Annotated in this window: 10 protein-coding genes and 1 pseudogene; 3 read left to right on the top strand and 8 right to left on the bottom strand. The window is 42.4% G+C overall.

Going from position 1 to position 13887, the window contains the following annotated elements; translation table 11 throughout:
- Positions 1 to 18 precede the first annotated feature (18 nt).
- Positions 19 to 2283, top strand: a complete 2265-nt coding sequence (locus F6K52_RS20550) for a bifunctional (p)ppGpp synthetase/guanosine-3',5'-bis(diphosphate) 3'-pyrophosphohydrolase (RefSeq protein WP_293081779.1) — start codon at positions 19 to 21, stop codon at positions 2281 to 2283.
- 164 nt (positions 2284 to 2447) lie between these two features.
- Here the strand turns inward: F6K52_RS20550 and F6K52_RS20545 are convergent, their stop codons facing one another.
- The 6 genes from F6K52_RS20545 to F6K52_RS20520 form a co-directional block, all read right to left on the bottom strand.
- Complete coding sequence (locus F6K52_RS20545; RefSeq protein WP_293081777.1) at positions 2448 to 2579, bottom strand: hypothetical protein; 132 nt, start codon at positions 2577 to 2579, stop codon at positions 2448 to 2450.
- On the bottom strand, positions 2576 to 3532 hold the full coding sequence (locus tag F6K52_RS20540; RefSeq protein ID WP_293081775.1) for a ribonuclease Z: 957 nt from the start codon (positions 3530 to 3532) through the stop codon (positions 2576 to 2578). Before F6K52_RS20540 ends, F6K52_RS20545 begins: the two co-directional genes overlap by 4 nt.
- A gap of 289 nt (positions 3533 to 3821) precedes the next feature.
- Positions 3822 to 5606 (bottom strand): iron uptake porin, encoded by a 1785-nt coding sequence (locus tag F6K52_RS20535; protein ID WP_293081772.1) that lies wholly within the window; start codon positions 5604 to 5606, stop codon positions 3822 to 3824.
- A 359-nt stretch (positions 5607 to 5965) separates the two neighbouring features.
- Positions 5966 to 8017, bottom strand: a complete 2052-nt coding sequence (locus F6K52_RS20530; RefSeq protein ID WP_293081782.1) for a tetratricopeptide repeat protein — start codon at positions 8015 to 8017, stop codon at positions 5966 to 5968.
- Between the two features lie 54 nt (positions 8018 to 8071).
- The gene (locus F6K52_RS20525; RefSeq protein WP_293081769.1) at positions 8072 to 8482 is read right to left on the bottom strand and encodes a hypothetical protein; all 411 of its coding nucleotides are present in this window, start codon (positions 8480 to 8482) and stop codon (positions 8072 to 8074) included.
- Positions 8483 to 9314: 832 nt separating this feature from the next.
- On the bottom strand, positions 9315 to 9545 hold the full coding sequence (locus tag F6K52_RS20520) for a hypothetical protein (protein ID WP_293081767.1): 231 nt from the start codon (positions 9543 to 9545) through the stop codon (positions 9315 to 9317).
- A 42-nt stretch (positions 9546 to 9587) separates the two neighbouring features.
- Here F6K52_RS20520 and F6K52_RS20515 point away from each other — a divergent pair, with 42 nt between their 5' ends.
- Positions 9588 to 9728: a hypothetical protein gene (locus tag F6K52_RS20515; protein WP_293081764.1), complete on the top strand. Its 141-nt coding sequence runs from the start codon at positions 9588 to 9590 to the stop codon at positions 9726 to 9728.
- A 94-nt stretch (positions 9729 to 9822) separates the two neighbouring features.
- On the opposite strand, the gene F6K52_RS20510 is transcribed toward F6K52_RS20515, so the two are convergent.
- Positions 9823 to 11160 (bottom strand): glycosyltransferase, encoded by a 1338-nt coding sequence (locus F6K52_RS20510; RefSeq protein WP_293081761.1) that lies wholly within the window; start codon positions 11158 to 11160, stop codon positions 9823 to 9825.
- Between the two features lie 531 nt (positions 11161 to 11691).
- On the opposite strand from F6K52_RS20510, the gene shc reads away from it, so the two are divergent.
- Positions 11692 to 13653 (top strand): squalene--hopene cyclase, encoded by a 1962-nt coding sequence (gene shc, locus F6K52_RS20505; RefSeq protein WP_293081758.1) that lies wholly within the window; start codon positions 11692 to 11694, stop codon positions 13651 to 13653.
- A 71-nt stretch (positions 13654 to 13724) separates the two neighbouring features.
- Here the strand turns inward: shc and F6K52_RS20500 are convergent.
- Positions 13725 to 13847: pseudogene (locus F6K52_RS20500) on the bottom strand (DUF4351 domain-containing protein); the annotation flags it as partial.
- Between the last annotated feature and the right edge of the window lie 40 nt (positions 13848 to 13887).

Here is a 13887-nt window from a genome sequence, read left to right as displayed (position 1 = left end):
TGGGGCAAATAAATAATTATGGACGCGATCGCCACCTACTCTATTCTGAATTTTAACGTCAATATCCCTGACTGGCTGCAAGATTCCCTAAGAGCAGCCTCATCAGCAGCAGATGAACCAGTCGGTGATCATACTTTGTTAATTGCTGAGGCATTTAAATTTGCTTACCAACTCCATGAAGGCCAGTACCGCAAATCAGGAGAGCCTTACATTGCCCATCCTATTGCAGTGGCTGATTTATTAAGGGATTTGGGAGGCAACTCTACTATGATAGCGGCTGGATTCCTCCATGATGTAGTTGAAGATACGGAAATTACTCCAGAAGAAATAGAATCCCGGTTCGGAGTCGAGGTACGAAATTTAGTAGAAGGGGTAACCAAACTATCTAAATTCAACTTTTCCAGTAAAACTGAGCGTCAAGCGGAGAACTTCCGCCGGATGTTCCTCGCCATGGCAGCAGATATCAGGGTAATCGTTGTCAAACTGGCAGATCGATTACATAATATGCGGACCTTGGAATACTTGAAGCCAGAAAAACAGGCTCAAATTGCCCAAGAAACCCGAGATATCTTTGCACCCCTAGCCAATCGGTTAGGAATTGGTCGCTTTAAATGGGAATTAGAAGATTTAGCCTTTAAGTATCTCGAAACAAATGCTTATCGGGAAATTCAGTCATTGGTATCAGAAAGACGCTCAGACCGGGAACAGCGGCTGAAGGAAGTCTCAGAACTTTTGCGAGGGCAGATTAATAAAACCGGTGTTCATTGCGTTGATATTAGTAGTCGCCCCAAGCACCTCTATGGAATATATCAGAAAATGCAGCGCCAGAACAAGGGGTTTCATGAAATTTATGATATTGCTGCCATGCGGGTGATTGTGGAAAGCAAAGAGGAATGCTACCGAGCCTTAGCCGTTGTTCATGATCTGTTCAGACCAATTCCAGGTCGGTTTAAAGATTATATTGGTTTACCCAAACCCAATCGCTATCAATCCCTCCATACCGGAGTGATTGGGTTTAATGGTCGCCCGATCGAAGTCCAAATTCGCACCCTGGAAATGCACCATGTGGCGGAATGGGGTATTGCTGCTCACTGGAAGTATAAGGAAACTGGTGGCTCTCATACTACAAAATTCACGGCTGATGATGAAAAGCTGACTTGGCTGCGGCAGTTATTGGAATGGCAGAAAGACCTGAAAGATGCTCAGGAATACATGGAAAACATCAAAGATAACTTATTTGATGAAGATGTCTATGTATTTACACCAGATGGTGACGTAGTCGCTTTGAGTCGGGGGGCAACTGCCGTAGACTTCGCCTATCGGATTCATACCGAGGTCGGAAACCATTGTGCTGGTGTACGAGTTAATGGTGAGTGGCGGGTACTCGATTGTCCTCTAAAGAATGGGGATATCGTAGAAATTCTTACCACCAAAAACGCTCACCCTAGTCTAGATTGGCTCAACTTTGTGGTAACAGCCAGTGCCAGAAATCGTATTCGGCAATGGTTTAAGCGATCGCATCGGGAAGAAAATGTGGCTCGGGGTCGGGAACTATTAGAGAAGGAACTTGGGAAAAAAGGATTTGAAGCTTTGCTCAAATCAGCACCAATGCAGATTGTGGCGGAGCGCTGTAACTACCATAAAGTAGAGGATTTACTGGCTGGTCTGGGTCACGGTGCAGTGACACTCAACTTTGTAGTGAAACGACTACGGGAACAACTACACGCTGGTTTAGACAATGAGCCAGAAGAAAGTGAAGTGCTCCAACAGTATACTAGCTCTACCCCCATTCATCTCCAATCCCAACTTCCTAGTAAGAAACATCCTATTGCTGGTGTAGAAGGACTACTGTATCGCCTTGCTGCATGTTGTAATCCCTTACCAGGAGAATCTATCATTGGGGTGGTCACTCGCACTAAGGGTATTTCCATTCATCGGCAAGGATGTGTGAATGTGGAAAATGTTTTAGGAGAAAGACTAGTACCGGTCAGCTGGAATCCCACTGATATCGATGATGGGCGTCCCCAAACCTACCCGGTGAATGTGCAAATTGAAGTCATTGACCGGGTTGGTGTCTTCAAAGACATTCTCTCTCGCTTAAGTGACCAAAACATTAATGTCCGTAAAGCTCAAGTCAAAACTCAGTATGGCAGACCAGCTCTAATTGACCTGTGTATTGATATTCTCAATCACCAACAACTCAAGCGCAGCTTCGGCAAAATCCAACAAATGAGCGATGTGTTGAATATCCGACGTGTTTCTCAGGTGGAGGAATGTAATTGAAGGTAAGAAGGTTTGAAGGTTAAAGGTTAGGAGGTTGAACGCGCAGGCGTGGCCTATTGCCCAAGGTTATAAGGTTTGGAGGTTATAAGGTTATAAGGTTTGGAGGTTAACACTCAACACTCAAGATTCAACTCAATAGTCAAGATTCAACTTAACAGGTAACACTAGACCTGTTGCAAAAGTATTTTTCTGATAGTGTTTGGGTCAATTCTTGTCCACTGTTCCCTGTTCCGGTGATCCGCTGTTCCGGTGATCCGCTGTTCCCTGTTCCCGACTTCTGAAAGAAGTCTACTCAACAAACCACTTCTTTTTCTTCTGAACGTCGTCTAGGCACTTCATAGGTGAAGAAATCATGGGCTAAGATGGTATTTGGGAAAATTGCCCGTGCTTCAAGAAGCAAATCATCTAACCTCAGGGGGTTTCCTGGAGCATAACGAGGACTGAAATGGGTCATAATTAGCTGTTTGACTCCTGCACCAAGGGCAACTTGAGCTGCCATGGTAGACGTAGAATGTAAGCGCTCAATAGCCATCTGAGCGTCTTGATGGGCAAAAGTGGCTTCGTGAATTAACACATCTCCATCCTTTGCTAGTTCAATAGCCTGCTCACAGAAGATAGTATCGGTACAATAAACCACTTTACGACCAGTTTCGGGTACTCCACACAAGTCAATACCCTGAATCTTACGCCCATTAGGTAGGGTAATCGTTTCTCCCCGTTTGAGTTTACCGTAAAGAGGACCAGACGGAATTCCTAATGCGATCGCTTTTTCTACATTAAATCTGCCGGGTCGGTCTTTTTCACACACTCGGTAGCCAAAGGCTGGTACACGATGCTCCAGGGGTAGACAGCTAACGCTAAATTCCTGGTCTTCGTAGACTAAACCAGGTTTTATCGTGTGAACCTTGAAGGGGAATGCCAAATGGGTGCGAGAGTATTTTAGGCAAGCTTGGAGATAACTATCTAAACCCGGTGGTCCATAAATATCAACCCTGTCGATGTTTCCTGCTAAGCCACAGCTTGCCAACAGACCTGGCATACCAAAAATATGGTCGCCGTGGAGGTGGGTAATGAACATTCGTCGGATCTGGCTGGTTTTCAGGTCACTCCGCAAAAGTTGATGCTGAGTACCTTCGCCACAGTCAAACAGCCAGACTTCTGCACGCTGAGGTAAGCGCAGCGCTACACTGGACACATTGCGCGATCGCGTTGGGACTCCGGAGCTAGTTCCTAAAAATGTAATTTCCACGCAGCCTGTTTTTGAATCTTCCTCTATATATAGTACACAGGCTCAGTCTGATCATGCTCAATGTACTTTGCAGTGAACGTATTTAGGGAGTAGGGAGTAGGGAGTAGGGAGTAGGGAATCGGGAATCGGGAATCGGGAATCGGGAATCGGGAATCGGCAACAGGGAATCGGGAATAGGCAACAGGGAATCGGCAACAGGGAATCGGGAATCGGGAAAAAATCCTGTGTACCTTATAGTTATTAAAAACGCTGTATTTAGGATTTCTATATTACTAAATCAACCAACAAATCAAAAAATAAATTTAGTTTTCACCATTGGTACTACGATACTATTGTTGTTACTGTTGTGTTCTGGAGATAAAATTACAAATAGACCGGGAGTGATGGATATATTGTCATTAATTTGGTAGCGATAAAAGGTCTCTAAGTGGTAAGATACATCCGAATCTTGACGACTGTTAATATCATTTTCAGCTAGTCTAGGGGGCATTCCAAACACGAAGCCTAATTCATTACCTTCTTTGCCTAAATCGGGAAATGCCATGGTTATCGCCCAAGTCCAGATATCAGCTTTAGCCCCCTTTGAGCCATCCAAACCACTTTGGCGAGGAGAGGATTCAGCGTTGGCATTGATATAACTGAGCCAACCCCCAAGGGCAAAACCAGGACTAAGTCGATATCTCCCTTGTAAGCCAAACCCATTAGCGGAAGTGGCAGTTTGATCACCAAAGGGTGCTTGGGAAAATTGACTGCCAGTACTGCCAGTGACATCAACTCCTGAGTTGGGTTCAGGGGAATAGTAATGGACATAATTCAATCCAATCCCTAAACGCTGATTTGGTGTTAAGGTTAGCTGAGTGAAAGCACCAAATTGACCATTAAATAGTCCATTACCTTCCGTAGGATTAGAGATACTAGCAGCACTACCTAAATAAGCTACACTGATTCTAATTGAGTCATTAAATTGATAACGAATAGCAGCGCCACCACCTTCAGCTAGGCGATAAACGGGGTTATGTACTCCAAAACGGGAGAGGGCTGAGACGGGATTGAGGGGGTCTGTAATTTCATCGGCTGACAGACCTGCTGCAGCAATATGAGCTTGAATGCGATCGCTAATCGGGAATCGGTAATATAGTTCGGTTATGACAAACTCCTGGTCAGTATCTGTCTCAAAGTCATAGAGAGTCATGTCTGTGCCATCGAGGGGATTATTAAATTCAGGCACATCGGTGGTATCGATTCTAGTGCGTAACAGGTCTTTACCGGTGAAACTGGTATCAAAGGATAATAGGGCAAGACCTGTGAATGTAGTGGTAAGACTATCGTCTTGATTAGGGCTACTGCAACAAGGGGCAGCTTTGTTATCAGTGAAGTAGTCAATTAGGATAAAGTCTACTTCGCCATTGAGCTTAGTGGTGGTGGAAAACTCTGTAATTTCCACTTCAGCAGTACGAGCGGTGACAGCATCGAGGTTACCACGCAGTCGAGCTAGTTCCACGGTAAACTCTGATTGCAAACGCTTGATTGCTTCTAGATCTTCTTTAAAGTAGGACGATGCCAAATTGGGAGCAAGAATTATCTTACTGAGCTGATCGAAACAGGCATTGAGAGCAGCAGCAAACTCATAACGGTTGAGGGGACGATTGCCACGATAGGTACCATCAGGATATCCTGCCATACAACCGTAGCGCTCTACTATGGATTGTAAGGCTTGGAATGCCCAATCTGTGGGCTGGACATCCGATAACTGGGATACTGATGTCACCTGAGCCATCGAGTCATTTGTCTGTTCGATATTGGGTTCGATATTGGGAGTTAGTTCATTCTCAAACCCTTGTGTACTTGTTGGTGATTCTGTTATTGGTGATCCTGGTAACAACTGGGAAGCAGGTGTCACCTGCTCCATCACTCCGACAGAGATGGGGGGAAGTAACTCTACTGCTATGGATAATTCCTGGGCGGTTGTTGACTTTGGTTGAGATTCATTGGCAAGACCATTGGGAGTTAGTAGAAAGGCTGCAGCGATCGCAGCTGGAGTTACATGGGGTAAGCTCCAAGTCAGTTTGGGCATTGGGAACGATAGTTGACTACTCACACCGAAAACACTGACTATGATCGCGCAAATCTTAGCAATTTGCCCAGTAGGGTGATGGAGTAATCAGGTGATGGGGTGAGGGTGCATCTCAACGTTGGAAATCAATAACTCAGGTGGCGTTGGTGAATATAACAATGTTTAACCAGAAAGGGCACTTCAATCATATTATCTATAATGAATAAGAAGCTTAATCGATTGCAAGATATTTTCAGATCTAGAGTAGCACAGAGTTGTTCAATGTAGTCATGCTAAATAATGTCTCTATTTCAGAGTTTTGTGTTTTCATCCTTGATGAACATTTTTTTTAACTTATTTATTAGTCCCTACTCTCTTCATCATTCATTTTTCGATAGTAGTTTATAAAGTTCTACGAACCGCTGGCAATATCTAGCTTTTTCTATTTTTCCTTGAATTTGGTACAAATATCCAATTTTTTTGAGGCTAATAGCTACATGGCGGTGTTGATATCCCAGAAGACTTTTTCTCAATTTTAAGGCTTGCAGATGAAGCTCTTCAGATTCTTTGTATTTCTTCTGTATACAGTACATATCGGCTAGATTACAAAGAGTGGTAGCTACATGGGAGTGTTCACTTCCTAGACTAGGTTTATACCCTTCTAAGGCTTGTTTGTAATGCTTTTCAGCTTCTTGATATTTCATCTTATAAAAGTATATATTAGCCAGATTGTTATGACTAATTGCTACATCTAGGTGTTGATCTCCCAGAAGTTTTTTTCTCAAAAATAAAACTTCCTTGTAAAAATTTTCGGCTTTTTCATCTTGCCTAAATGTTTCGTATATCTTTGCTAGATTATTTTGAATGACACACACTTGTAGTAGATAGTCTTTAGCTTGCTGGTAAATATTTTTGGCTTCTTGATTTTGCTCGATAATTTCGTATAATCCTACTGGATTATTTTTAATAAAATCCACCTTAGCCTTTAGTATATTGTCTTGTTTAATAAAATATTCAGTCTGTTTTAAGGCTTGCTGATAAAGCTCTTTAGCTTTTTGGTATTTGCCATTAGCTTCGTATAAATCTCCCAGATTGATTAGACAAATCGTCATATATTCTTTCATATATTCTTGATCTTTTGAAGAAATAAATTGAATACATTTTTGATACCAAGATTCTGCTGTATCAAGAGAGGTTTTTCCTTGATAAAATTTACCGATACCAGTAAATAGCGAAATCAACTCTTGATTTTCTAGGTAATTTTCTAGAAATGAATTTTTTTTGATATTTCTAGCAAGTTCTTCAAGATGTGGTATTAATGGTTCTATTTGTTCTAATTGCTTTTTAGTTAATGTATCAAAAATTCGCTCTTGGTCGATTGTATCTGAGATACACTTTGATTGTTCTACCATTATTTGACAGAAATTATTTTTGATAATTTCTGCGTCAGGCATCTGTTTGAGTTTATATCGAAAATATTCTCGTACTAGTTGGTGAAGTTGGTAGCTATCTGATTCAGTTTCTTTAATTAGACTAAGACTAACTAACTTTTCATCTTTTGCGTCATCCCATTCCTCTTTCTCCTTTTCATCCTCTAGAGATTCAATCACTAGCTCCCAATTAATTGGTGCCAAGGCGAATAAACTAAGAAAAACTCCGATTTGCTGTCCTAAATTATCTAACTCATTCCAAATTATTTCAAAAGCATCTAACAAGCCTTGATCGGATTCACAAGAACGTTTTTTTAATGCTTTATGTTCTAAGCGCTGCTCCTGCAATTTATCCATTAATTGAGATAGCTTCAACTTGGACTTAACTTTTAGAAAACGTCCTACTAACTCTAAGCCCAAAGGCAAGTATCCTAACCAATCGCAGATACTTTTAGCAACTTCTTCTTCATCTTTTGATAGAGATTTTCCTCTAAATGACGTTAATAGTTCAACAGCAGGTTCTTCATCTAGTACCTCTAAGCTTAATGGGTCTAAGGATTCTGCTAAGTTTTGGTTACGAGTAGTAATCAGTACTTTGAAGCGCTGTTCTTGAGGTGGTAGACATTTATTAATTTCCTCATAGTTTTTTACATTATCAAAAATAATCAGAACATCTCCTAGTGGTGGCCAGTAAGACCAAAAGTGGTCTAGGCGCTTTGTCAAATCCCAATCATCTGGAAAGTTGAACTTTAACTGAGACTCCGCAAAATCCAGCAACTGTTGATCTACATCACTTTCTCCTACTTGTATCCAACAAATACCACCAGTATATGTACATTTATTTTTATGATATAGGGCATATTGTAGAGCTAATTCCGTTTTACCTACTCCAGCCATTCCTGTTACACAAGCAATAGCAATTTGCTTCTTTTTTTTAATTATTTTGTGTAGGTTTTCAAGCTTTTCATTCCTACCTACAAATTTTCTAACACCACTACGTATTTTCCTTAAATTGTCAGAATTTTTTTTAACCCGATCATTATCGGGCGACTGTAGTCAAGAGCTAGTTTTGTAGATAGTGTTGTTTCCAATAAATACCTCTCCGCTGTCAACCTTAGTCTGAACCCCTGTACTGCTATCGTAGTTTTTTTGGATCAGACTACTGTTTTTTTCTAGCTTTTCTGCATTTATTGATTTGGCTAAATTCTGTACTTCAGCAGCAAAGCGCTCATTATTATCCATTGCATCTTTCAAATACGCAGCCAATCGTTCTAACTGTGATTTATCTCCCTGCTCAATAGCATTAATAGCTTCCTTGGCTTCCCTATTTTTTTTAAAATTATTACCAATTTTATGACGCAAATCATCTATTATTGCAAGTCCTTTTTCTGTAAAATTTTCTACAGTTTTTTCTAAAAATTTAGTGAAAGCTAAGGTGGCAATTTCATTTGCTGTAAGTAGTTCCATAATTAACTATCCTCGCAATAATAGTGTTTTTATAGCGTTTTTTAATTAAGTGAGGTAAAGTTTGTTAGGGAGAAGGGAGCAGGGAATCACAGGGGTAGGTTTTTTACATTTCAGTCGGGAGTCGAGAGTCAGCAATCGGGAGTCGGAACCTACTCCTAACCCCTCCCAGGAGGCAGGGAGCAGTAAATTTGTTTACCTTATTATATTTAAAATCGCCATAGAAAGCTTTAATAATATACTATAACATTTGTCTAAAAGTTCAAGATAATTCATTAAAACTTTATCTAGAACAGTGGATTTCTTCAAAATTACCTTATACTGGTTAGCTATTTTTTTTACCCAGATTATTTTTATGATACTTGAAGTAATATTTTTTCTGTACGAATTTAAGTATAGCAAAAAATGCTATACTTAAATAAGTTGATAACTACTTGATATTGTTTTGAATGGAGTAAAGTTATGGTATCCAGAAAAGTAAAAAATCAGCGTTATCAAACAACAACGCGGGTTCTTCGTAATCACGCTCCAAATGAGTCTCGTGATCAAACTAAATTTTCTGATGATATCCAAACATATATGTCTCCAAGAAATATCTTAACAGAGACAAATACCTTACCAAAGACTGTACCCGACATACAAAACGAGATGACAACATTATTAACGAAAATACTATAGCAATCCTAAATCATTGGTAAAATTATAAAAATCGGTAATCTTTGCTGGGCAAGGGTTATAGCGTTTGCTTTGGCCAATAGATTTCACGAATCATTTAGGACTGCTATAGTGGGATAGCACTACGCGCATACATTAGGATATTTTTTGAACGCTGCATCTACACATTCTCGTACAGTATCAAATTCTTTAATTCTTTGTCTTGATGCAGTCGCTCAGGGTGCATCTGACTTTTGCAATTAGACAAAAATTCTAATAAAATTATCACACTGTCTACACTACCCACCCTCCATAAAATCCCCAGGCTTCCTACACTTCGGGCACTTCTGTTGTTTTTTACAAAGATGAGATGCACCCGGTGCGCTTGACCTTGGCGAATTAAATTTGCCACGGGTCGCACCTAAAAGATACATGCTGTTTTGGGTGCTCCATCTTGCTTAATAATGGAATAATTAAAGAGTTTTGTGGCATGGGCATCTTGGTGGAACGGGCATCTTGGTGGAACGGGCATCTTGCCCGTTATCAATATTTTCGGGCAGGTAGGATGTCCACTCCACTCCTATTCATTCCTTAATTCAGCAACGCCCCAACATCCAACAACATTCAACCTCCAACCTTCAACCTTGGCCTTTGGCCACGCTACGCGAACAACCTCCAACCTCCAACCCTCAACCCTCAACCGAATAAACCCTTCCTTTCCAAGCACCCCCCCTTCCTTGCCAATGTCGCCATGCTGAATCTATGGTCATTAGGGTATAGAGCAACCCGATCCCAGGTAAGCAAAATCCCAGCAGAGGAGAACATTGATAGAGACGCAGTGTGGGCAAGTAAGCTAAAGCCATCAGTAACCATGTCACAAAAGATGCGATCGCACTCAGCCAATGTCCAGTCAAAACACTAACGATCAAACCAATCGGGGCTACTAGATAAATTAAGGTCATTCCCATCACCGTACCGACTAATAGCCATGGGGAATACTCTAGTTGGGTAAAAGCCGTGCGAGCAATCATATTCCAGATACTCCCTAAAGAAGCATATGGTCGTAAGCTGCGAGTTGATTGACTGAGCCCCAACCAAATTCCACCAAAGGCAGAGGGTGAACCAGAGGAAGATGTGGGTTTATTACTAGACTTCTGGCAAAAGTATTTTTCTGATATTGTTTGCCTCAATTCTTGTTCACTGTTCCCTGTTCCCTGTTCCCTGTTCCCGACTTCTGCAAGAAGTCGATTGGATTTAACTGCTTGAGCGAGGGCGCAATCATCGATTAATGCTTGACGCACTACCTCAATCCCACCGATACGGTTTAAGGCTTGATGGCTAATCAAAATACATCCTCCAGCCGCAGCCGCAGTGGATTTTGTGGGGTTATTGACCCAAGCAAAGGGATACAGTTTTTGAAAGAAGAAGACAAAAGCAGGAATAAGTAGTCGCTCCCAAAAGTCTTGGCATCTGAGCAACACCATTAGGGAAACTAGATCCAAGTGTTCCATCTCGGCTTTGGTAACCAGTTGACGGAGATTGGCTGGATCATGCTCAATATCAGCATCAGTAAATAAAAAATAATCTGGGGCTGGGGTTTGCTGCTGCCCATGACGAATCCCCTGTTCTAAGGCCCAGAGTTTACCAGTCCAGCCAGGGGGTAACTCTTGACCGGATAATACTTCTAGTTGAAATCGTTCGGAGGATTGGTTGCTTTCCTGGGCAAGGGCTTGAGCAATGGTGGCTGTTTGATCAGTGCTTTGGTCATCTACTACAATCACCGTCAAGCAGCCAGCATAGTCTTGAGCTAAAAGCGATCGCAATGTCGTGGGGAGCAACTCAGCTTCATTACGGGCTGGAATTACAGCACAAACCCTGGGTAAGGATTCCCCTTGACCTAGAGACCTGGTAGGGAATTTCTCTATGACCAGCCGTTGGTCTGCTCGCCAAAACTGACCCCGAAATCCTAGTAATCCGATCCAAATCCCTAAGGATAGAACAGTGATTGCTAATCCGATTGTATCCATTGGTTTTGATAGCTATTGCTAATTATCCACTACAAACAGCAAAATAGCTTAACCAATGAATGTGGTGTGTGAAGTAGAACGTTGACACTCCCCGCCGTTGAAGGATGGGGATTCTCACTTCAACGTTCGCGTAGCGTGGCCTACGGCCTTGCTGTCTTGCCTAACCAGGCCGGAGCCAGGAAAGGTAGAGGACAATTCTCCATGAGCGTGTTTGGTCTATGACCTAGGTTTCGGTGTGCCCCACCGTACCTAAACTATTAAGGATTTAGATAGACAATTATTTTAAATATTTTTTTTTATCTTAGATTTTCATAGACGACCAAATCTTTAGATTGGATTATGCAACTAGCTTATCTCTTAGCTTGTTTTTTACATTGTCTACTTATTCTAAGATATTGTCTATCTTGATTTTTTTGAGTTATTTGTTACAATTCTATACTAACACGCTCTGTAAAAACTGTCAAGTCAGAGATTAAAATAAAAGCCGTCCTAGAAGAACGGGGCGCGATTACCCATTTTTTTTGGTAAAACATGCAAACCCAAGACAGGATTGTAGAATCAGGGGTTACAGAAGCGATCGCAAATAGCCAAAGCTATCTACTCGCTCAGCAATATCCCGATGGTTACTGGTGGGCAGAACTAGAATCGAATGTCACCATAACGGCGGAGATGATCCTACTCCATAAAATTTGGGGAACTGACAAACAACGACCTTTACATAAAGCGGAAGCCTATCTGCGTTCTCAACAGCGGAAACACGGTGGCTGGGAACTTTTCTATGGTGATGGTGGGCATTTGAGTTGTTCGGTGGAAGCTTATATGGCACTCCGCCTTTTAGGCGTACCCGCCAGCGACTCCGCTTTGGTCCGAGCCAGGGATTTTATTCTCAGACGGGGTGGCATCAGCAAAACCCGGATTTTCACCAAATTTCATTTAGCCTTGATTGGCTGCTATAGCTGGCGCGGGATTCCCTCAATTCCCCCTTGGATAATGTTGTTTCCGGAATGGTTTCCCTTTACGATCTATGAAATGTCTAGCTGGGCAAGGGGAAGTACAGTTCCTTTATTAATAGTCTTTGACCAGAAGCCAGTATTTGATATTCACCCAAGGATCAATCTAGACGAGTTATATACCGAAGGAGCTGATCACGCCAAGTTTGAGCTACCTCGCAATTCCGATTGGACAGATTTATTTGTACTCCTTGATGATGGATTTAAGTTAGCAGAAGACTTGAATTTAGTTCCATTCCGGAAGGAGGGACTGGCAGCAGCAGAAAAATGGGTCTTGGAGAGGCAAGAAGCCACAGGAGACTGGGGGGGAATTATTCCAGCCATGTTGAATTCCCTGTTAGCGTTGCGTTGTCTCAACTATGATCTTGCGGATCCGGTCGTGCAACGGGGACTGGAAGCTATTGATCGCTTTGCTATTGAAACCCCTGACAGCTACCGAGTCCAAGCTTGTGTTTCCCCAGTTTGGGATACAGCTTGGGTATTGCGAGCGATGGTGGAATCTGGTTTAGAACCGGATCATCCAGCCTTAGTTCGGGGTGGAGAATGGTTGTTGCAGCAGCAAATACTAGACTATGGGGATTGGGTGGTCAAGAATCCCCAAGGGAAACCAGGAGGATGGGCTTTTGAGTTTCAAAACCGTTTCTATCCCGATTTAGATGATTCCCCAGTGGTGATTATGGCCTTGAATAGCTTGAAACTGCCTAATCAGAAACTAAAGCAGGCAGCCATAGCTCGTGGCTTGGCTTGGATAGCATCAATGCAGTGTAACCAAGGGGGTTGGGCGGCGTTTGATATTAATAATAATCAACACTGGCTCAATTCTCTGCCCTACGCTGACCTGAAAGCGATGATTGACCCTAACACAGCGGATGTGACCGCACGGGTCCTGGAAATGCTGGGTTCCTGTAATTTATCCATAGAATCCCAGCCGTTGGAGAAAGCGATCGGCGTTCGCGAAGCGTGGCCTTTGGCCTCAGCCGCGCCAAAGGCGATCGCATTTTTAATTCAGGAACAGGAAGCCGATGGCAGCTGGTTTGGTCGTTGGGGAGTTAACTATATCTATGGCACCAGTAGTGCTCTTTCCGCCTTGTCAAAGATAGCGCCTCACACCCACCAACGTAGTATCGAACGGGGTGCGGCTTGGCTAGTGAAATGTCAAAACCTTAATGGTGGCTGGGGTGAGACCTGTCTTAGTTATGATGATCCCAGTCTTAAGGGACTAGGAATCAGTACTGCATCTCAAACTGCTTGGGCTTTAATTGGTTTAATGGCAGCAGGAGAAGCTACTGGCAACTGGGCAATGGATGCCATTGAGAAGGGAGTCAACTACTTAGTGTCAACTCAGCAGCCCGATGGCAGTTGGGATGAAACCGAGTTTACAGGCACAGGTTTTCCCAGTCATTTTTATTTGAAGTACCACTTCTATCAACAATATTTCCCCTTGTTGGCCTTGGGAAGATATCAAATGTCTGTTGCAAGTTGAAGGTTGTTGGTCAGAATGAAAAATTAAGAATGAAGAATTAATTCTTCATTCTTAATTTCCACGCATCCTGTTTATTGCTGATGCTCAGCCAACCAGACTGTCAAATCTGTGACTGTCTCAAAATCCAACAGCGCCTCGCTCAACTCCTCCAATTGAGCAACAGAAAGGTTTTGGATTCCCTCTTGTAGCTGGTCTGAAACACTCCCACCCGTCGGTTTGGGAGTGTTTCAGACA

The sequence above is a fragment of the Moorena sp. SIO3H5 genome (assembly GCF_010692395.1).
Lineage (GTDB): Bacteria > Cyanobacteriota > Cyanobacteriia > Cyanobacteriales > Coleofasciculaceae > Moorena.
The sequence above is the reverse complement of the archived record's forward strand: the minus strand, read 5'-3'. Positions and strand labels throughout refer to the sequence as shown.